This window comes from Methanohalophilus mahii DSM 5219 (genome assembly GCF_000025865.1).
Lineage (GTDB): Archaea > Halobacteriota > Methanosarcinia > Methanosarcinales > Methanosarcinaceae > Methanohalophilus > Methanohalophilus mahii.
Genome location: NC_014002.1, coordinates 1,541,841 through 1,563,667, shown reverse-complemented (window position 1 = coordinate 1,563,667; position 21,827 = coordinate 1,541,841). Strand labels below are relative to the sequence as shown.

The window sequence follows — 21,827 nt, the reverse complement described above, 5'->3', positions numbered from 1 at the left end:
ACGGGCGTAATTCGATTTTAGAAAGTTTGATATATATTCACATTTATTGTTATTAGTGGGAATATAAAATGCGCCTTATTAATATGAGTTTAAAGGGAGAACAGGTACATCTGGATTTTTTTGGATGTAACCTGAAATGCCCCTATTGTATTCATATCAGGCAACCCTTTGAGGAATACAGTATAGATGAAGTTGTGGACTTTGTTAGCAATTCGGCTGTAAAGAAGGTTTTTATCGGAGGGGCCGAACCCACTCTCCAGAAGGATCTAATCCCGTTGCTTGAGCGGTTGTATTCAATGGGAGTGGAGATTATTCTAAAGTCAGATGGAATGAAACCTGAAGTAATGGAACAATCACTTCCCTTTGTAAAAGGTTTTGTTCTGGAATTAAAAGCTCCACTTGAAGATACGGCTGCACTTGAGGAACTTACAGGACTTTCCTCCAAAAGGGTAAAACAATATGTTGAAAATCTCAAAACATCGATAGATATTGCTAAAACCAGATGGTTGCGGCTCTGGGTTCGTGTAATTCCCGGCTATGTTACTGAAGAATCCGTGAAGAGGATGTTGCCTGTTATGGAAGGAGCTTCTGAGGTACTTCTTTATCAATTCCTAAGCAATCCTGAATTTGATCTTCCTTTTGCAGGATACACCTCGCCTGTGCCTGCATGGGAGGATATGGAAAGCCTTGCCAATATTATTGTAGAACAGGTGCCCCGTGTAATAATTGTGGGAGAAAAAGGGCGCAAGATAATTGCTAATGGGTAATTTTTACGATCAGGTAATGAGCAAGGTATCGTAAAAAAAGCAGATTGGTGGTATGGTGGTGGTACGATATGAAAGCTGCTTTTCAGCCTTGCTCATTACGAAATGGACCTATGATATTAAAGTATTTAAATATTATTTCTATATATGAATGATTATACTTTATTTGTTTGTTTTTTATACGGTTCAACTTCGAATCATTTTCTTAGACCAAAACATTTATCCATGTCTGCCGGTATGTAATTAATCGATTGACATGCAGGAATACAAATTAAAACGTGGTCATTCACCTGATATTGAACGTATCTATGAAGTGCTTGAGGAATGTTTCCCTTCCGATATATCCAGAAAAGGGGATAAATTGGTTACTTCATACGGTGTCATGAAAGAACTTTCTGTGTGGATGAACGGTAAGAAACTTGTAGTTGACACGAATTCTGAAGCTGAAGGTGTCCCGGATGAGGTAATTCTTGATACTAACAAGAGATTCCGCAATTTTCTCTATAAGGCTACTGGTTACACTGCCAAGGAAAGAGTTAAGAATGCCAAGAAGGCAGTTTCCAAATAATAGGTTCATACGTGTTTGTCAATCGTGACTTTCTCAGGGATCTCAAGGCTTTTGAGATTCCCACATGCCTGCGTGTCTGTGCAGGTACCGATGGTTCTGTCACCTTCCTGCTGGAGATTATGACCCGCCACGAAGTTGAGGTAATTACCGAGGATCAGCATCTTGTAAAAGCAGATGAGGAAATGGCCGGGCTTTTGGATGTGGCTATTGGCGAAGAAGTGAATCATCGCACCGTGCGATTGGTGGCGGATGGTGTCCCTTATGTTCATGCGGTTTCCCTCTCTCCTATAGGCCGAATGCCAGAAGAGGTTCGCAGGGACATGATGCGTGCCGATATACCGATTGGTAAGATCCTGCGCAATTACGGCATGGAAACCCGCAGGGACTTTGATACCATACAGATGGAGGCTGATGGCCCTCTTTTCGGCAGTCCCGATTATCTCTCAAGGACCTATCGTATTGTGCACCACAATGACACACTCATGTGGATCAAAGAACGCTTCCCTGCAGATGGTCGCTGGTCGCTCTGAACCACATCCGGAAAACCGAAAACTTATTATGGTATCACTCCTATTGAGGGGTCGCAGTCAAGAAAAGCGTGCCTCGGTGGCTTAGGGGTGTAGTGCGTCCTTGGTAAGGACGAGGTCGCGGGTTCGAATCCCGCCCGAGGCTTTCTATTTTCAGGCCAATATATATCTTGACACATTGTCCAATGAGATTTATATGGATGTATCAAATTCATAATATACTTCTACATAATAATCTTTTTTTGAGGATGATCAATTATATATCCATTGTCGCCCAAACTTTTAGCCGTATATAGTTTGTGGGAGGTGATGGAAATGGTAAAATGTGGAGTTTGTGGTGGTGATGCACCAAGACAACCAAATGTAACAGAGGATGGGAAATGTGACCTTTGTGGAAAGAAGTTTGTTCTTGAAGAAGAAAAGAAGCGGAAGGACTGAAGGGGTATAAGTTCTTGGACTTATATTTTTAAGAATAAACCCACATGAATCAGGGAAAGCACGAATATGAAAAGGAGTGATGGTTAGGTGTATTTCCCTGATTCTTTGCTCATTTACTTAGATTTCATTTCATCAAATCCTTTTTCATTCGGATAAGCAAGTTGAATATGTATGACTTTTTGGTTCCACTCCTATCAAGAACCAGATTGATTCATTTGGTGACTATGATTTTATATGTTGTTAGATCAAAGTTCTGTGGAGGGATAGTTGCATTCTTTAATCTATATCTTACTTCATTGTATATCGATTCGTGTTTATTTCTTATAAATAAGTCTTGGAATATTTCAAAACCATCGTCTTCTTTTGGATCGAGCAGACCTGTATTATTGAATTTGTCAAAGAGATAGGTTATAAGGCCTTCCAGGTTCTTCAGCTTCCTTCAGGATAAGGCGGAAACCACTACCCTACTGATCTATTAGGTCAAGTTCTCTGAAGACTCTGGCAATAACACGATTCCTGATCCTTGATACACTCTGCTTGACATCTAGAAGATGGGAAAATTAGCTGAATGCTAATTTCATGCAAAATACCACAAAAAATATAGTTGATGATGGATGCATATGATTGATTGCTATGTCTGATGAAGATCTGAAGAAAAGAAAAGAGGAATGGCTTAGTAAAGTCAGAAAAGAAGGTAAACTCAACCGCAACCCAACTGAAGATCACAGCACCGGGCTAAAAACACTTCAGAATAACATCCGCAGAAAAATACTATCTCTTTTACTTGAATCACCCATGAGTCTCGAGGATTTGCAAAATGAAATGGAGCTGAACAAAATGGAGGCCAAGTTCCATATAGGAATGTTGGAAAATGCCCTTTACGTTGAGAAAGAGGAGAAAAACGGAATTATCGTGTATTTTCCTTCTCCCCGGGCAGAAGCATATATGGAAAATGTAAAAAGCGGAGGACATAAATGACTATTTCTATGGATGACAAAAAGTCGAACTGGGAAAAGGACTTCTCGAACTTAAAAGATACCATCATGCAGGATGGTGCCATCGATAATAAAACTAAAAAACTGCTGGCTCTTGCAAGTGCTGTGGCTGTGGGATGTGATGAATGTGTATCCCACCACAAAAATTTTGCTCGCAATGCAGGTTTAAAAGATTCCGAAATCGAAGAAGCAATTCTGGTAGCATCACTGGTTCGTCTGGGGTCAGGACTGCGACATGTTGACCAGAAGGAAAAGTAAAATAAGCCTATTTTTAGCAGAAAGCAATTCTGAGGAGAGGGGGGAATTATAGTTCTCCTCATGTCTTTATCGGATTTTTTGGCAGTATGAAATGGAGGGTAATTGTGGTCGAAAAATCCGACATCACCTTGGTTTCCACTCGAAAAATTTGAGAATAAGGACGTTATGTATCCTTGAATCACATAATATCAAGTATATTCATGGGATATACCCAATGGATGTAACGCAGCATTCATTTACTTTAGAGTTGATTATTCTACCATTAGAAAATCGGGACTCTGCAAAGAATTATAATTCAAAAAATAGTCAGGTATTGATCATTCCAATAAATATCAGGAATAAAAATCCTGGATAAAGATGCAGACCTACAAGAATAGATTATGGCTCATATCAGAATAGAGGCACATAGAATAGAACGATTCTTCGCGTGGTTGAATATGGTGTCTGAAAAATAGTACATAGGTATGAATGGTTTTTTGAAATAAGCTGAATCTTAGGCTTTGGTAAACCAATGTCAATGGTATATTTCAATTTTGAGATCAATCAGGATGTGTCATGCAAAAAAGTAAATTGACTTCTGTTTTTGTAATTGTCTTTCTGTCCCTTTCCTTTATGGGTTGCACAGAAGAAGCAAACTCAACCGTTGAAATTCCAGAGGATCAAACCTCTGTTGATGATGTTTCTACACCTGATTCACCGGAAACTGATGTAAAAGTGTACAATGCAACCCTGAAGAAAACTGCGATACTTGATATTGATAATGGTTATTCTTTGAAGGTACTGGATATAAACCGAAAAGACGGCTATTCGATCTTATCTTTGAGGAAAGATGGCTATGAATATGGTACTAAAAAGATATTTACTGGCCGCAGTTATGATGTATGGGACCCTGAAGAGCAGTTCATAATCTATTCAATCAAACTGGACAGTATATACGATAACAGCTTTGTCATCGACTTATCATACACTTTGAAACCGGAAATATATCTGGATGTAGATTTTCCTGCCCCGGCTAGTGAAAGGAAACCAACGGTCAGAATTGAAAAAGACTCAATCACCAGGAATTATGTATGGGAGTATGACGACAGGCAATTCCAGCTCCAGGCCAGATATGACACAGAAGCTTATGAATTATATTCACAGAGAACCCGTTATCGTCACTGGGTGCATTTTGTAAATGACCCTTATGATGACGCATTCATATCACAGATCACATTACAAATGGAAAATCTGGCAGAGGAGGCAGGTTACGGTCGGGAGGAAATTCCTTACATAACCATGCTTTTTGTCCAGTCCCTTCCTTATGTCAGTGACAGTGTTTCTGCAGGTTATGATGAATATCCCAGGTTCCCTTTTGAAACAATGTACCACGGAGGCGGGGATTGTGAAGATTCCTCTATCCTCCTTGCGGCACTTTTGTATGACATGGGATATGGCGTGTCGCTGATTGAATTGCCCGGTCATATGGCTGTGGGGGTAAGGGGCAGCGATGACTTTCCCGGAAGTTATTATGATTACTTGGGAGTGAAATATTTCTACCTTGAAACAACAAATTCAGGCTGGGAAGTGGGCAGGATTCCCACTGTATATAGGAATTCCGATGCTCGGATAATTCCCATTACTGCCGGCTATCCAGAAATTGCAGTTGACTTTGCAGGCGGTGGAAGACACGATTCCCGTTTTTCCTACATTGACCTTGATATCGAGGTAGAGAATGTTGGTTCTGCAAAAGCCGAAGATGTCATTATTTACACTGCCCTTGAAGCCACACAGGAGGGCATGGTCTGGGACCAGGTTGCAAGCGACCAGATCCCCGATATTGATGTGGATGAAGCAGTCTCTTATGAGGTTTCGAACCTGAAGGTTCCTGTGGGAGAGACGTATCGGATTGGAATCCGGGTTGTTGGATCAAATACTGGTGTTGAGTATGTCTACAGTGACTGGCATGTTTCCTGAAATAAGAAGTGTCTGCTCCTGGGTACATAAAAAGATGTTATAATTAAAAATCGTTGGATGTTTGGGATTAGTATAATATTTTGGTGGGCCTAACCGTTTCATCCCCACGTGTGTGGGAAACTCGGAGAAATTTAATTGGAAATCTCTATACTTGTCTATTCATTGCAAATGACAGGGATAGAAGATCATACATTATCAGTAGGATATTTTACAGATAATAGTCGTATTATACCCAATACAAGTAGTAATATTGATAAACTTAAAATAAATTCATATTCGATTCGACTTACATAAACACCCACTGCTATTTCACGCATAACTATCAAAATAGTAGCATCTGTTATGTATACAAGTCTGATTCGTTTATGTTCACGATAATCAACGAAAGTCTTGAAAAGGTCAATAAGGATAAAAATTGTAAGAACGCCAACAACTATCTCGATGAAATTTATGTGGATAAAATTGCCGCCAAGAAATTCATACAGTATATATAAAACATTATATATAAGATTTAGTAACCCCACAATTATTGCTATTAATAGTACATAAAGGATGGAAAAAGTAACATATCGTATAACTGTATCAAACACTTTATCATGATGAATCATGTTTCTCCTACTCGCCCAAATTAGACTATTAGTAATTGGGATGGCATGGATATAACATGTTTCCTCTAAAAATATCGATGTTAATTATTAAGAGAAAGAAAAGTTGGCTTTGTAAAGGAGAGATAAGATATTTGAGAAATCCATAGGGACTGGATGAAGTTAATAATTTCAATTGTATAACGTATCAGAAGGCATTATGATTGGAATCAGTTACTTATAGCAAATTGGAGAAAACTGAAATAGAAAAATCGTTTTATTTTTTGAGGGATGTTAAAGACCAAGTAAGACTCCAATACCGCGTTTTTTGTACCACTCATACCACCACCGAATTTTTGATTGGAGTCCTACTTATACTCGTATACCACTACACGGGTTGCAATTACTGCATATAGATGATAACATAAAAAACATTTGTCTTGAAAATTTTAACCGGATTTAATATTTTAAAGCAATAATTCATTGTTTATATATTAAATATATAATTATTTCTATTTGTTAAATATATTCACTATTAATTATAGTTCACGCGGTTACATATCTTAATATAGTATTAACTATATATAATATATAGATGGGCAAGATTGAAAACAGATTTCATATCGTACCACCACCAACATACCATATCCTAACTGTTTTTCTACAATGTCTTGCCCATCCAATTATCTATGCATAAGATATGATTATCATGCCGACTCCAGCATATACAAATTTTGAGGAATATACTTTCGCCTATGCTCGCCATAAAATCATCCTTGATGAAAACGACAAACCTGTAAATTACCAGTTTCTTGATGTAAATTCTGCATTTGAGGATATGACCGGCCTGAAAAAAGACCATATTCTCAACAAAACAGCTACTGAAGTGCTTCCTAAAATTGTGGAGGATGATTTTGACTGGGCCGCACTTTTTGGACATGTGGCATTGACAGGTGAGGATATAAGTTTTGTTCAGTATTCTGAACCACTGGGAAAATGGTACCAGATAAATGCTAAATCTTCTGAAAAAGGATATTTTGTTACTCTTTTTTCAGTCCTGTCGCAAAACGAAGCCAAGTTTTACGAGTTTGCCGAACGTTCTTCTGACCTGATCTATCGTTATGAATTTACTCCCACACCCGGTTTTACACATGTAAACAAAGCTTCAACTAAACTTGTTGGATACACACCCGAAGAACATTATCTGGATCCACAACTGGCTGTAAAAATAATCCATCCGGATGACAAACAACGTTTTTTGGATTATATTGAGGGTAAAACTCCAATAGACAAACCAATCCAAGTTCGCTGGATCCATAAAGACGGGCAGGTTGTATGGATTGAACAAAGAAATACCCCTGTCTATGACAGAAACAGTGATCTTATTGCACTGGAGGGTATTGGCAGGGATATAACTGACATAAAAAACGCACAGAAGCGAGAGGAACATATCAAAAATGTCCTTCTTGCAATCCGCAATATCAACCAGATGATTGTAAAGGAGCACGATCCGGAGCGACTTATCCAGAAAGCCTGCAGCAACCTGACAGAAACACTGGGGTACTACAGTGCCTGGATTGCACTTGTTGATGATGAGAAGAATGTCATATCAACAGCATCTTCTTTTTCCGATTTTGCCAGTGGTTTTGACCGATTGGACAGGCAATTAAAAGAAGGTATATTTCCACAATGCATGCAGCAAGTCTTGGCAAAAGACGAAATTTTGATTATGGATGATCCTGCTGGAAATTGTTTTGAATGTCCACTCTCATTTAAGTATTCCGACCGTGCATCTTTATGTTATCGACTGCAATATAATTCAAAGGTGTATGGTATATTATCGGTTGCAGTTCCTCGAAAATATGCCGATATGGATGAAATACACGACCTGTTCCGAGAAGTTTCAGATGATCTGGGCTTTGCTCTCTATAAGATCGAAATGGAAAAAAAGAGAGACCAATATGAAACCCATCTGCATCTGATGAGCCGGAATATGAATGATGTTATACTTGAAACAGATGTCGAAGGTCGCTATACATACATCTCTCCTTCCCATCAACGAATTCTTGGCAGGGGCAAAGAATTACTGGGAAAAAACTGTATGAAGGACCTGCATCCTGATGATATTGATTTTGTTGCCGGCATATTTGGAGAAATTGTTGAAACCGGAGAGCAACACCATGCTGAATACCGGTATCTGCATCCCGAAAAAGGTTATATCTGGTTGGAATCTGTCGCCACTTCTTATGTTGATGAAAATGGTCAAAAACGGGTACTGATCAATACCCGTGATGTTACTGAACGTAAAGAAACTGAAAATACATTAATAAAAAGTGAAGCGAAATTCAAGAGCTATATAACTCAGGCCCCTGCTGGTATTTTCATTGCAGATGAAAATGGTTATTATGTAGATGTCAATCCTGCTGCCTGCGAGATGACAGGTTATTCAAAAGATGAATTACTTGGAATGAATCTACTGGAACTACTGCCACATGATATTCATAGACATGTAATTGATCAATTTGAAGATGTAATAAATAAAGGTAAAATTGATATTGAAATCCCATATTTGACTAAAGAGGGAGACAGAAAGTGGTGGAGGGTTACAGCTGCTGCTTTGCCCGAAGGTAGGGTAATTGGTTTTGTAAAAGATATAACCATACAAAAAAGCACAGAATCAGATCTCTCTGAAGCACTAAATCGTTCCCAACATAGAGAAAAAGAAATTACTGAACTTTTGAATTCTACCCGGGCTATTCTGGAAATTGACGATTTCGAGGTGGTGGCACGGCATATATTTGATGCATGTGCACGGGTCATAGGTGCAAAAGCAGGTTATGTGGCTCTATTATCAGATACAGGAGAAGAAAACGAACTCCTGTTTCTGGAAGATGGAGGCATGCCTTGTTCTGTGGATCCCGATTTGCCTATGCCAGTCAGAGGTTTGCGAAATGAAGCATATGAGACAGGAGAAGTGGTTTTTGAAAATGACTTCATGGCAAGTGAATGGGTCAAATACATGCCTGAGGGGCATATGGTTTTGCCAAACGTTCTTTTCTCTCCATTAAACATAGAAGGTAAAACAGTAGGAGTACTGGGATTTGCCTATAAAGACGGCGATTTCACAATACATGACGCATGGCTTGCAAAAACTTTTGGAGAACATGCAGCCATAGCCCTGCGAAACAGCAGGAATTTTGATGTATTAAAAGGAACCAATAAACGGTTGGAAGATACCGTTCTAAAAGCCAACGAATTGGCAGCTCAGGCTGAATACGCAAATAAATCCAAAAGTGAATTCCTGGCAAATATGAGTCATGAACTGCGTACACCTTTAAATTCAATAATAGGCTTTTCTGATATATTAAATGGTGAAACGTTCGGGAAGTTAACTCAAAAACAGGAAAAATATACAGCCAACATAAACAAAAGTGGCAAACATCTTCTTTATCTGATTAATGAAATACTGGATCTTTCGAAGATAGAAGCCGGTAAAATGGAATTTGTTTGTGATGATTTCAAACTGAATTCTGTTTTTTCTGATATTGAATCCATCATTTCACTACAGGCACAGAAAAAATCCATTGACCTTGAAATAAGTAAATCTGTGGATATAGAAATCAATGCCGATAAAAGTAAGATTAAACAGATCATTTTCAATCTATTAAGCAACGCTATTAAATTCACCGATGAAAATGGCAGAGTGTCCATGTCTGCCAGAAAAGTTGATAGAGATCGGGTGGAAATAGCGGTTAAAGATACGGGGATTGGTATTCCTGAGGATAAGTTTGAAACAATATTTGATCCCTTCATGCAGGTGGATGCTTCAACGTCCCGGAAATACGGGGGTACAGGACTTGGGCTTGCCCTTGTCAAAAAATATGTTGAGAAACATGGCGGAGAAGTTTGGGTTGAAAGTGAGATTGGTAAAGGCAGTACCTTTATGTTCACTATTCCGTTGAAACAACCCGAGTTTGACAGTATCCACCCCTTGTTAAAGAAAACATCTCCACTTTCATCAACCTAAAAAGTTTTGCATTTTTGTCAGCAAACCCCATTGAACAGTATCAACTATTTCATATAACATTCTATGAGATTCTCTCTTTTTGCTTCAAATAGATGTAATTAAGTAAATTGGGCCTGAATTTACCTATTGAAGCCTTATTTTTTGAATAATAATGTTCGTCTGTCAAATTCCATTAAGATATTTGTGGATACTTTTGTTTGAAAACAATATAAAATACAATTGTGTACCGAGTTAGAAGATCTGAAAAGGCTGTCAAATTTTTAGCCAAAAAATTGTAAAAACGAGGAGAGATAAAATAAAGAGATACTTCGATTTTAATGATCACAAAAAAGAGATATTCAGTATATCAAAAAGAAGACTGCCACAGTTGGGTTGGGCAGACAAAAGATCATCCATAAAAACACATAGGCGCGCATTGTGGTCATTTTATTATCTGATAGGTATGAAGAACCCTCAGTAAATTAAAAAATACGCTCTACCGCTGTCTGTCGGTCAAACTTCATAAAAATATTGTAGTGGATACTTCTTGAACGTTTAGGAAAATCTAAAATATTTTGGTGGGCCTAACCGGATTCGAACCGGTGATCGCTCGGTTATGAGCCGAGCGCTCTAACCAGACTAAGCTATAGGCCCATAAAAAATGATGAAAGGAGCGCCGCCAACAGGGCTCGAACCTGTGACATTCTGGTTAACAGCCAGACACTCTACCAACTGAGTTATGGCGGCACCTTGCATGCGACTTGTCGCGAGCGCTTCTAATGCATTAATCTGATTTAAACTTTTTGTTTGAAGCCGGCAAAAAGGGGGTACATCAGAGGATTTTACAGGTAGCCCCCGTATTTACCAGAGATAGGAATGGATGCACCGCAGTATTCACATTTGTTATCCTCTGTCAGATGGTTTTCTTCCACATCAAAAACACCCCTGCCTATAATCATATTACCGCAGGAAGGGCAGAATGTATTCTCATATTTAGAGGACAAAACATTGCCCAGGTATACGTATTCCAGACCTTCTTCCGTTGCTATTTCATGGGCCATGTCGAGAGTCTCAAGAGGCGTTGGAGGAACATTCTGGAGTTTATAGTTTGGATGAAAACGTGTGAAATGAACCGGTGTTTCTTTACCCAGGTTTTCAACTACCCATCTGGAAACATCCCTCAATTCATCACTTGAATCATTGAATGTGGGAATCACCAGATACACCACTTCCACATGCATTCCCAGTTCACGGGCCAGTTTGGCTGAATCGAGAACGGGTTGCAAATGTGCAGAAGTGAGTTCGTGATAGAATTTTTCTGTAAATGCCTTGATATCGACCCTGAAAGCATCCAGATAAGGAGATATATGCTTCAATGCCTCAGGTGTGATATAGCCGTTTGTCACATAAACCGTAGCCATACCTGCCTCTTTAGCAAGTTTTGCACTGTCATATGTATATTCATACCATATAGTCGGCTCATTATAGGTCCAGGCAATACTCTTGCAACCTGCTGCAAGAGCTCGATCGATTGCCTGCTCAGGGGTGATTTCCACCGATTGCGCTTCATCCAGGTTGACCTGCGAGATGGTCCAGTTCTGGCAATATTTACAGCGGAAATTACATCCGATGGTTCCGAGTGAATATGAGTAAGTGCCCGGATAAAAATGGAATAAGGGTTTCTTTTCGATCGGATCAACGGCTTCACTTGAAATCGTATTATAGATCAGGCTATATAGTTTTCCTTCCTTATTCTGTCGCACCCTGCAAATTCCGGTTTTACCTTCTGCTATATGACACCTGTGATTACATAAATTGCAACGTACCTTTTTATCCTCAAGTTGCTCATAGAACATAGCTTCTTTTAACAAACTTATACCCCCGTTTAAATGGGTACTTTGAATGATAAAAAACTATCTGACAATAGATTAGAATGTTCCAACCTTTGCATCCACTGTTGCCTTGTTAAGATAAAAATCGATATTTCCATCTGATGAATTCAGATTAAAGACTACATAATCGTCTCTTTCATCAATATTGTAATCAACGGAATGAACAAGATCTGCATCTTCAGCAGAGTTATTGAGATATTTCGCCCATGCTGAAGGATAACTGGTATTCATAGAAATTGTAAGGTTGGTAAGTGATTCATTTTTAGTTGGAGTAAACTCTTCTACCCAATCATTACTTGTAAGTTTTATCTCTTCGAGACCGTTGCTGGTAATCACTACCCTATCCCCGGCAATTTCCATTAAAGTTAAATCAACTAATAGGTTTCCAGATTGGTTTTTTATTGAAATGGACGGGTCCAGTTTCATAAGGGATTTGTCTCTTTGCGAAAGGATCACTGCACCGTTTTCATAGGTAAAGGTTTGGTCAATGTAATAACCATTATTTGAAGTATAACTAATGGTACCAAGATCATATGAGCCAAGTGGTATGGAAGAGTCTGTAGAATTTGTTCCCGTAATATCTACCTTGTAAATACTATCATTCACCGAAAGTACACCACTTGATTTGGTGGGGCCCACTATGGGGATATCTCCTCCTCCCATCTTGATGGGTATACTCAAAGAAACAGTGATATCTTCATTAAGGGAACTGGAAAGGCGACTGGCAAGGGAAAGCATATCAGCCCTGGCCTTTAACTGGGACATATCATCATAGACATCATCCATATGGGCTTTTTCAGCATCTGCTTTCCATTCTGGTATGTAATGAACGTTAAAAACAGCCAGGACTGTCACAAAAAGGCCCAACAAAAGGACAAATGAAACTACTGTTGATACTGCAGATTCGGATTTGAAAAACTGTTTTACTGAATTCATATAGTTTCATTACTCCTGATTATATGTAACCCTGTTTTCAGATGAATTGCGTAAATGTGATATAAGCTATCAATACCAGGAACAGTGAATGTTTCACGCCCGCCAAGACACTGCCTGATCCCATCTTCCCGGCAACCAGCCCGGAACACACGCCCTGTATAAGGGATGCATGGAAGAACAGCAATATATAAGCTTCCATGTCAAATTGAATATTCAGTGGCATGCCTGCCACTGCATCTGCTGCAGAAGAGGGTACTGCCGGAAGGAAGTAGGCAGCAAGCACATAAACGATGAAAAGAAACACCAGAAATGCCACATAAACTATGAATACATATACTGTCATTTCAGCTGAACGTTCCCTTTTAAGCTGACTCTGCATCTCGGCTTCTGATGCAGCTATATTGAGTACACTGATAACATCGCTTGTTGATTCGCTGGCTTTTATGATAAAAGTAATAATTCGACTGTTAAATTCAGTCCTGACCCTGTATTCAAATTTTTTGAGAACTTCCTCAAGATTGCCACCCCAGGAAAGATGGGAGGCCATTTTTTTAATTTCTATATTCAAGACTCCGATTTTTGAACGTGAAACCAGGGTTATTGCGCTGGAGAGGCGAATTCCTGCTTCATTGATACTTGCAAGTTTTTTTAAGAACTCAGGCATTTCACTTTCAACTTTTGAAACCCATCTTCTCTTTATTTCATAAAATACAATAAAAGGGATACTTATGATGAAAAATGAAAAAACAATGTAATCATCGATCGCAGCCGCTGCTTCTACATTGATGTAACTTAAACTGATGCTTGAAAAATCGAGTGACGACAATACGGTCAGGTTTTCCCGGATACCATATAAAATGCAAATAAGGCCTGCAGGAATACTTAATATAAGAGAATAATGAGGTTTACTGGTCAACCACTTAATAGGATTGGTAACCTTGTCAATAATATTATTTATCCTGTAGTACCAGGAAATTTTCTTCAACATCTTTTCATCGAAAGTTGAATATTCATTAACTCTTACATTGTCGAATTCATTGAGAATTTGCTGTGAAGTTTGAATACTTTTTCCTTCCAGATTATCCGATATTGTGGATAAGAAAACTATGAATAAAACTGTGCCTATCGGTATGAGGACGTAAACTAAAGTGTACAGTACGTCTAATGAGTTCGATCCCATAAAGCCCAATACGATAAGTATCGTTATGAGAAAAATAGGGCCCACTACAAATACTGTAATATAAACTTCTGCAAGTATTGCTAGTGTTTCAAGGAAGGTCTTTTGTTCTCTGCTTGCAAGAAAACGATATTCTTCACTTTTATTTTTGAGGTATGAGGTAACATCCCCACCACTGGATACAATTGAAAGCATGCCATCCAGGAAATTCTTATATTTTTCAGAGGGAGAATTGTCATTTGCATTTTTCAGTGCTGTGAGCATGTCATAGCCAAAGTATTCCATATCCCTGATTATGTATCCGAATTCATCTGCAGCGACTCCATAAATATGCCTCTGCTGGCTCAAAGATTTAAATATATCAAAAAGGCTCATTCCTCCGCCTTTGCTCAATGCATACAGGTATGCCACAGCATGGGTTAATGATTGGTCAAGGTAAGCCTTGCGAGTGCTTGCCCAGAGGAGCGGGAGTTTCATCTGGATATTAAACAGAATTGTGGAAAATAACAGGGCTATGATCAGGGATGATAGAATAGCAATTATGCGCATATCATCGATGATGGATATATCAAGAATCTTGAAAAGGCGCGATGCAATAAAATAAAATATAATACCCGTGATAAAAAAAGAAATTAGTGAATAGAAATATCCTGTTGAGATATACTGATCTGCAGGAATAGGAAAACGTGCACTTTTCAGGGAATGATATAATTTCGGATACTCATCCTTTTTTTGGTATGCATGTTTGCCGAATAACCTGTATGCAATATCCTGAAAAGGCATCATCAAGAATCACCTTTCCTGCTGCAGCAGGTCTAAAAGGGCATCATTTTCAATTGCATCCAGCACGATTTCAGGAGATGTAGCATAGGTTTTCACCAGTAGTGAAATACTTATGTAGTCTCTGATATCATGATCCAGAAGATATTCAAGGATCATATGACGATTCTGCGTTTCTTCTCGCAATTTTTTGGGAGACCAACCTTTTTTCTGCACGATGAGTTTTAATACATTGGATTGGCCATTGTTGTAAAATTCATCTTTGGTAGAATCCCACTGGTATAATTCATTGATTCTTATATCCCCACTCTTGGGATCAATTCCTGTAAATTCGACCAGGTTGTCCAGTCTGCGTACTCTTTTATCATCCAGGTATACCTGTCTTTGTATACAGAGGATGTCAAGGGACTGGAGCATTACATGCGGTACATTGATAGGTTCATTTTCAAGTCTGTTAACCACCGTCTGCACATCACCTGCATGCATAGTTGAATAGGTTGTATGTCCCGTTGAAAGGGCCTGGAAAAGCGTAAGGGCTTCCTTGCCTCTGACTTCTCCTACAATCAGGTATTCTGGTCTCTGACGAAGGGAAGATTTGAGAAGATCATACATTGAAACTTCTCCCGCTCCACTTCTGCTTATAGAATCCCTGCTGACACCTGCTATCCAGTTGTCATGATGCATCATGATTTCTCTGGTATCCTCGATGGACACAATTTTGGAAAGCGGCGGTATGAACAATGAGATCGCGTTGAGCATTGTGGTTTTACCCGACGCCGTTCCTCCTGCAAAAATGGCACTGAAACCGTTTTCAATTGCCAGCCAGAAATATACCATTATTTCCAGATTACAGGTTCCGAAATTGATAAGGTCTACAGGAGTAATCGGGTCCCCCCTGAACTTACGTACATTAAAAGAACTACCCCTGGTAGTAATTTCCTTTCCCAGGGTAGCCTGCAGTCTGGATCCGTCATTAAGAGTAGCATCAACAAGGGGTTCACTCACTGAGATGTGTTTCCCTGATCTCTGGCAGAGAGTGATCACAAAAGAGTTAAGTTTGTCCTCTGTATATGAAATATTTGTCTCGATATTCAGATATCTACGGTGATAAAGATATATGGGAATATCTATCCCATCACATGAAATATCTTCGATATCAGAATCCATCATAAGAGGGTTGACTTTTCCAAATCCCAGAAAATTACGCCTCAAATAATAGAGAATCTTGTACTTAGAAGCGATTTCCAGCGGAATATGGTAACGTTTGAAAAGAGAAAGTGCCTTTGAAACAAGGATAATCTCTCTGTCATAATCGGCATACGTTGTTTCATCGATTGTGAGGACGTCTTTCAGATCGCTATAGGTGCGCTCCAGAATTTCCTTTTCATATACAGAAAGCGAAGGTTCCACAACCACATAACGGCATATACCCAGTCTTTTGAGAATGCTTACGAATACATAGGGTTCATCGACCCAATAGCGTTCAATTTCCTCATATCCTTCTGGAATCTCAAAATATACCAGATCACCATGGATTTCAGGCTTATAAGCAGGTATTGATTCAGGGTCCTTTTTCCAAAACTGTAATTTATCAAGAAAAGACCTGTTATATAGGCATGCCTGATTATAATCTTCTATACTATGCGCCAAATCTTTCATACCATTCTCCTTGAAAGAATAAAGTATAACTCAAGTTAATATGGGGAGAATAATATATATGTATTTTTCACAAAAAAGGTGGTCAGTATTCTCTACTGACCATATAATCGGCAATTTCAATCAATGTTTCTTTTGCCGGGGAATCTTCCAGCAAGTCAAGTTTGCTTTTACCATCTTCAAGATAGTTATCAGCCATTTCCCTGACATAGGCAAGCGTTCCTGATTCTTCCAGTTTTGCGACTGCATTGTTGATCTCATCCTGGGTCGCATCAGCTTTGCCAAAGCATTCCAGTTCAACGCCATTATTCAGGGCATGAAGTGCAATAAGCGTCTTTTTACCTTCTTTCAGGTCACTACCTCTTGATTTGCCCAGAATTTCCTCCGGAGTAACCAGGTCGATCACATCATCATGTATCTGAAAACTTATACCTGTAAGACGGCCGAATTCATACATTGCATCAGCAACTTCATCGGATGCCCCTCCAAGGATGGCACCCACCTTGGCAGCAGCCCCATAAAGCACAGATGTTTTGTTTTCTATCATTTCCAGATATTCATCCACATCCACAATATCCCTTTTTTCAAAATCAACATCCAGCCACTGCCCTTCGCAGATTTTGGTACAGGTACGGGACAATAAGGCCACGCACTTGAGTAATTTTTGTGGATCGGCATCCATTTTTGAAATGATCTCAAAGGCACGGGAATAAAGGGTATCACCGGCCAGAATTGCTCCTGCAGTACCCCATTTTACATGAAGTGCCGGCATTCCGCGGCGAATATCGTCCCTGTCCATAATATCATCGTGTATAAGTGTGAAGTTATGGATAAGTTCAAGGGCAACAGCAGCAGGAAGAACGGAATCAGAATCCCCACCCACTGCTTCAGCGGAAAGCATGAGGACTGCCGGACGAAGTCTTTTCCCTCCAGCATCCGGAAGGTACCGTGTTGCACGGTACAATTCCTCCGGGTGGTCGATGGGCAGGAATTCCTGTATAGATTCATCGACCAGTGTACTGCGTTTTTTTAATTCATCAATTAAATCCATATTATCCCAACCAATTATGATTGCAGGTTAATCTTCAAGATATAATTCTTCTCCGTTTCTCAAGAGATGAAGGGTGTGACCGAGTTCATAACCTGCATCTTCAGCCATTTCAATATAGGCACTGTGCATATCGATGTGGCCGTGTGCAGGAATTACATTTTCAGGATTTACGAGTCTGATTAATTCCCAGTGGTCTTCACGATATGCATGTCCGGAAACATGGACATTGTCATACAGACGTGCTCCTTTCATTTTGAGTTTTGTCTCAAGAGCATACCTGTTAGCCTGTGTCATCGGGGTAGGTATTGTGTTTGCTGAGAAAATGACCTTATCTCCGGATTCTATTTTGTAGGCAGTATCGCCATTGGCAACCCGGGAAAGAATTGCCCCTGGCTCACCCTGGTGTCCTGTAACGATTGGGAGGTATTTGTCCTTACCTTTATCCATAATTTTCCTGAATGCCTTGTCAATATCTTTCCGGTTACCGTATATTTCTGTTTTCTTCGGAAGTTCGATGTATCCCAGTTCACGGGCGGTATTGACATACCTGTCCATAGAGCGTCCAAGCAGGATCGGGGTCCTCTTCATTTCTGTCGCAAACTGCATTATGGAATTCAGACGGGCAATATGGGATGCGAAAGTTGTTATTATCATGCCCACATCGGATTCTTCAGTTCCAAGTAATACATCACGAACCATATCATGGGCTATTCTTTCGGAAGGGGTTTTACCTGCACGTGTCGCATTTGTACTTTCAGCAATCATGGCCACAACCCCTTCCTTGCCAAGTTCCCTTAACCTGTCAAATGCCGGAGGTTCTCCGAGGGTAGGTGTACGATCGAGTTTAAAATCGCATGCATACAAAATGGCACCTCTGGGGGTATGGATTGCAACAAATACCGCATCGATTATACTGTGCTGTGTCCTTATCATTTCGATTGAGACATCATCACTAACCTGATATGTGCCACCGGCCTTTACGGATATTATCCTGTTTTTCACACCAAATTTGCGTTCTGAATCGATCTGATGTTGTATCAGGGCAGAGGTGTACGGCGTTCCGATTATTGGAGCCGCATATCTGTGTGCCAGTTTAGAGATCGCACCGATGTGATCAAGGTGGCCGTGTGTACAAACAATTGCACATACATTCCCGTCAATCTCTTTCATTATTGTGTCGTCAGGGATAGCACCCATCTCAATTAATTCAAGAGAGTGCATTTTATCGATTTCTACATCCTCATGGATTTGCACCCTGTCAAGACGTAGTCCCATGTCAATTATGATGATCTTGTCATCAACTCTTATGGCAGTCATGTTACGGCCCATTTCATTGTAACCGCCTACTGCAACAATACCTAGTTCTGTCATATATAGTCCTCTTTAATGATTTTCAATTTCTGAGTTAAATGATCCCAATTTTGTAATAATCTTAAAGTAAGTTAGAACGTAATTCAATATCCCGGATATCAAAACCGCGCTGGTCCAGGTATTGGAGGGTCTCACCCTGTAGTACCACAGACGACGAGGTCCGCAGGCTTTCAATATCAGGGCAGCCACAGAGGAACATTGCAACTTTCAGTTCCTCAAACATTAATTCAAGACGTTGTTTTACAGAATCTCCTTCTTTAAGGGCTGGGCCTACAAAAGGCAGGGCTGCACTGGCCATATTTGCTCCAAGTGCCAGGGATTTGGCAATGTCAAGTCCGGTGCGTACACCACCTGTAGCTATGAGGGGAAGGGACACACGACATTCTATCAGGGAGGGGATAGTCGGAATCCCGAAATCCCAGAAAAGTTCCCCTAGATGGCCGGAAATACGATCTCCTCTTTGTTTTGCACGATAAACTTCCACACCGGCCCAGCTGGTCCCGCCGGCGCCACCCACGTCTATAGCTGCTACTCCTGCTTCTTTCAAAAGCAGGGCATCTTCTCTGGAAATACCTGCACCGGTTTCTTTTACTATGACTGGTACATTGATTGAACAGATTTCTTCTATTGCGTCAATACAACCAGTGGCATCCCTGTCTCCCTCGGGTTGAATTGCTTCCTGAAGAAAATTCAGGTGTACAGCAAGAGCATCAGCGTCGAGCATTTCAACAAGTTTTTCCGCACCTTCTATGCCGTATTCCTTTACCTGAGCTGCTCCGATATTACCATATACAAAAGCATTAGGGGCCCTGTCCCTTACCACACTGAATGATTCTTCCTGAACCGGGTCTTCTATAGCAGCTCTCTGGCTTCCTAAACCGATCCCAATACCGGTTTCTTCGGCAGCTTCTGCAAGTGCCGCGTTTATCGGTGTCGTATCGGGGTGACCACCTGTAATAGAGGCTATCATGAAAGGTGCATCCAGTTTTTTCCCCAGAAAACTCGTGGAAATGTCTACTGAATCCATGTCCATTTCTGGAAGTGCACGATGAACAAGTGTCACGTCCTTAAATCCTGGTCCGGCTTTTCTGGATTCAACCTGTTGCTGGGCACAAAGTTGCATATGTTCTAGTTTTCTGCTGGAAGTACTCATAAAAATCCCAATTATTCAAGCCTTGTCTTTAATTGCAGTACCTATCATTTCCCCTCTCAGAAAACTCATTACATTACCGCCGGCATTGGCATTGAAGATATAAGAAGGTACTTTTGTTTGCCGGGACATATCAAGCATCTCTTTTACCTTGCCCAGCATTCCACCGGTTACATCGGTATTTTCCGATCCTCCTATGTGCATACTGGCAATTTCAAAATTATCCGGAGTAATTAGTGGAATGGGATGACCATGTTCATCAAGTACACCATCTTCTGCACTCCCCACGCCTATCCTGTATGCATTGAGTTTTGAAGCAAGATAAGGAACTATCTGGTCCCCGGAGATTACTGAAGAACCTTTTACCGTGTCCATTACAACATCGCCATGTAGTACCGGTGTAATTCCTTTTTCAAGCATCATTTGAATTGCAAGGAGGAATGATTTGGATATGCGCCCTTCTTTTGCTACCAAACATCCCATTGGATGTATTCCTACTGCATTAACATTCCTTTGTGCAAGGGCATTTACGAACAATTCATTTAATGAGGCGACCGATCGATGGGTGACCCCGGAGCCTTCCGCTGAAAATTTGTATGCAAGAGAGTAACGTTTTGCCTGGGGATGGCCGAATGAACCAGCGCCATGTACGATAATCAGGGGTCCTTCAAAGAATGAAATTTCACGGGCAATTCGAATTATAGCTTTTTCTCTGACTATTCCTTCATTACTGCTCTTATCTGTAATGACACTGCCGCCGATCTTCAATATGGTAATATCGCTGTTTTTCTCATTCATTATCAAAATCCACCCTTACACCTGAATCAGTAACTCCTGTTACAATTGGTACTCCACCGGCATTTTTGATCGCCCTGGATATGGCATCAATATTCTCGTTACCCACAAGGGCAACCATACATCCACCGCCTCCTGCTCCAGTAATCTTGGCACCAAGTGCACCGGCAGCTCTGCTTGAGTGGATCAGTCTGGAAAGTTCATTACAACTCACACCAATTGCTTCAAGCAAACCTTGATTTACATCCATAAGTTCTCCAAGTGCCCTGTAATCCTCATTTTCCAGAAGGCTTTCTCCTCTCAAAGACGCTTTTCCTATAGTAGAGAGAATGGGGGTGATTACTTCCGGATATATAGTTTTAAGAGATGCGACTTTCGCTACAAGTTGGCCTGTGGAGGAAAATACATTGGTGTTACCTATTACCAGATTACATCGGGGATTTTTCAAATGTTGCCGCATAGGTATTGAAATAGTCCCTCCCATTGTAGAAACATAGGTGTCCGCAGCACTTGCAGATCCCTGTATTTCTTTTTCGATTGAATGCCCAAGAGATGCTATGGATTCCTTATCCATTCCAAGTTTTAACAAGTTATTAAAAGCACAAATAGTTGCCACAACAACCGCCGCAGAGGAGCCAAGCCCCGAGCCCACAGGGATATCCGATTCAATGGATATTGAAACTCCTCTATATGGCGATTTTTTTCTTATTTTTTCCACAACGGCAGATACGTAAGGGTGGATTTCATAATCAATACCTGTAGTTCCAAGGGATGAATTGATCACAATATTTTCAGAATATTCAATATTCACCCTGGTACGAATACTTATAGCACAGCAAATAGCCGACTCATTATAAACCACGGCGTGTTCCCCAAAAAGGTACACCTTTGCCGGTGCTGAACAGGTTATCATACGAACTCTT

Annotated in this window: 18 protein-coding genes and 3 tRNA genes; 9 read left to right on the top strand and 12 right to left on the bottom strand. The window is 40.2% G+C overall.

Annotation, left to right across the window (positions count from 1 at the left end; all coding sequences use genetic code 11):
• Nucleotides 1-68 precede the first annotated feature (68 nt).
• The 8 genes from MMAH_RS07800 to MMAH_RS07770 all read left to right on the top strand — a co-directional run bounded on the left by MMAH_RS07800 (nt 69) and on the right by MMAH_RS07770 (nt 5,506).
• The gene (locus MMAH_RS07800; protein WP_013038004.1) at nt 69-767 is read left to right on the top strand and encodes a radical SAM protein; all 699 of its coding nucleotides are present in this window, start codon (nt 69-71) and stop codon (nt 765-767) included.
• Between the two features lie 253 nt (nt 768-1,020).
• Nucleotides 1,021-1,332, top strand: coding sequence for a DUF5611 family protein (locus MMAH_RS07795; protein ID WP_013038003.1), 312 nt, complete (start codon nt 1,021-1,023; stop codon nt 1,330-1,332).
• A gap of 11 nt (nt 1,333-1,343) precedes the next feature.
• The gene (locus MMAH_RS07790) at nt 1,344-1,862 is read left to right on the top strand and encodes a chorismate--pyruvate lyase family protein (protein ID WP_013038002.1); all 519 of its coding nucleotides are present in this window, start codon (nt 1,344-1,346) and stop codon (nt 1,860-1,862) included.
• A gap of 70 nt (nt 1,863-1,932) precedes the next feature.
• Nucleotides 1,933-2,004, top strand: a tRNA-Thr gene (locus MMAH_RS07785).
• 170 nt (nt 2,005-2,174) lie between these two features.
• Entirely contained in the window at nt 2,175-2,297 is a 123-nt protein-coding gene (locus tag MMAH_RS10780) for a hypothetical protein (protein WP_013038001.1), read from the top strand.
• 633 nt (nt 2,298-2,930) lie between these two features.
• Nucleotides 2,931-3,275, top strand: a complete 345-nt coding sequence (locus MMAH_RS07780) for a winged helix-turn-helix domain-containing protein (protein ID WP_013038000.1) — start codon at nt 2,931-2,933, stop codon at nt 3,273-3,275.
• Entirely contained in the window at nt 3,272-3,550 is a 279-nt protein-coding gene (locus tag MMAH_RS07775; RefSeq protein ID WP_013037999.1) for a carboxymuconolactone decarboxylase family protein, read from the top strand. Before MMAH_RS07780 ends, MMAH_RS07775 begins: the two co-directional genes overlap by 4 nt.
• A 555-nt stretch (nt 3,551-4,105) precedes the next feature.
• Nucleotides 4,106-5,506: a hypothetical protein gene (locus MMAH_RS07770; RefSeq protein WP_013037998.1), complete on the top strand. Its 1,401-nt coding sequence runs from the start codon at nt 4,106-4,108 to the stop codon at nt 5,504-5,506.
• A gap of 185 nt (nt 5,507-5,691) precedes the next feature.
• On the opposite strand, the gene MMAH_RS07765 is transcribed toward MMAH_RS07770, so the two are convergent.
• Nucleotides 5,692-6,114, bottom strand: a complete 423-nt coding sequence (locus tag MMAH_RS07765) for a phosphate-starvation-inducible PsiE family protein (RefSeq protein WP_013037997.1) — start codon at nt 6,112-6,114, stop codon at nt 5,692-5,694.
• A 685-nt stretch (nt 6,115-6,799) separates the two neighbouring features.
• Between MMAH_RS07765 and MMAH_RS10705 the strand changes: the two genes are divergently transcribed.
• The gene (locus MMAH_RS10705; RefSeq protein ID WP_245526215.1) at nt 6,800-10,117 is read left to right on the top strand and encodes a PAS domain S-box protein; all 3,318 of its coding nucleotides are present in this window, start codon (nt 6,800-6,802) and stop codon (nt 10,115-10,117) included.
• A 555-nt stretch (nt 10,118-10,672) separates the two neighbouring features.
• On the opposite strand, the gene MMAH_RS07755 is transcribed toward MMAH_RS10705, so the two are convergent.
• The 11 genes from MMAH_RS07755 to MMAH_RS07705 form a co-directional block, all read right to left on the bottom strand.
• Nucleotides 10,673-10,750: transfer RNA gene (locus tag MMAH_RS07755), tRNA-Ile, on the bottom strand.
• A gap of 20 nt (nt 10,751-10,770) precedes the next feature.
• Nucleotides 10,771-10,843 (bottom strand) — tRNA-Asn (locus MMAH_RS07750).
• Between the two features lie 95 nt (nt 10,844-10,938).
• Nucleotides 10,939-11,967, bottom strand: coding sequence for an AmmeMemoRadiSam system radical SAM enzyme (amrS, locus tag MMAH_RS07745; RefSeq protein WP_013037995.1), 1,029 nt, complete (start codon nt 11,965-11,967; stop codon nt 10,939-10,941).
• A gap of 57 nt (nt 11,968-12,024) precedes the next feature.
• Nucleotides 12,025-12,924 carry a DUF7289 family protein gene (locus MMAH_RS07740; protein WP_013037994.1) on the bottom strand — a complete coding sequence of 300 codons (900 nt, stop codon included), beginning with the start codon at nt 12,922-12,924 and terminating at the stop codon, nt 12,025-12,027.
• 37 nt (nt 12,925-12,961) lie between these two features.
• Nucleotides 12,962-14,887, bottom strand: a complete 1,926-nt coding sequence (locus tag MMAH_RS07735; protein ID WP_013037993.1) for a type II secretion system F family protein — start codon at nt 14,885-14,887, stop codon at nt 12,962-12,964.
• 6 nt (nt 14,888-14,893) lie between these two features.
• Entirely contained in the window at nt 14,894-16,540 is a 1,647-nt protein-coding gene (locus tag MMAH_RS07730) for a type II/IV secretion system ATPase subunit (protein WP_013037992.1), read from the bottom strand.
• Nucleotides 16,541-16,622: 82 nt separating this feature from the next.
• A complete protein-coding gene (locus MMAH_RS07725; RefSeq protein ID WP_013037991.1) occupies nt 16,623-17,588 on the bottom strand; it encodes a polyprenyl synthetase family protein in 966 nt (321 codons plus the stop codon).
• A gap of 27 nt (nt 17,589-17,615) precedes the next feature.
• Entirely contained in the window at nt 17,616-18,959 is a 1,344-nt protein-coding gene (locus MMAH_RS07720) for an RNase J family beta-CASP ribonuclease (RefSeq protein WP_013037990.1), read from the bottom strand.
• A 61-nt stretch (nt 18,960-19,020) separates the two neighbouring features.
• On the bottom strand, nt 19,021-20,118 hold the full coding sequence (fni, locus tag MMAH_RS07715; protein ID WP_157198718.1) for a type 2 isopentenyl-diphosphate Delta-isomerase: 1,098 nt from the start codon (nt 20,116-20,118) through the stop codon (nt 19,021-19,023).
• 9 nt (nt 20,119-20,127) lie between these two features.
• Complete coding sequence (locus MMAH_RS07710) at nt 20,128-20,907, bottom strand: isopentenyl phosphate kinase (protein WP_013037988.1); 780 nt, start codon at nt 20,905-20,907, stop codon at nt 20,128-20,130.
• Nucleotides 20,900-21,817 carry a mevalonate kinase gene (locus tag MMAH_RS07705; protein WP_013037987.1) on the bottom strand — a complete coding sequence of 306 codons (918 nt, stop codon included), beginning with the start codon at nt 21,815-21,817 and terminating at the stop codon, nt 20,900-20,902. The genes MMAH_RS07710 and MMAH_RS07705 overlap by 8 nt, the downstream gene beginning before the upstream one ends.
• Between the last annotated feature and the right edge of the window lie 10 nt (nt 21,818-21,827).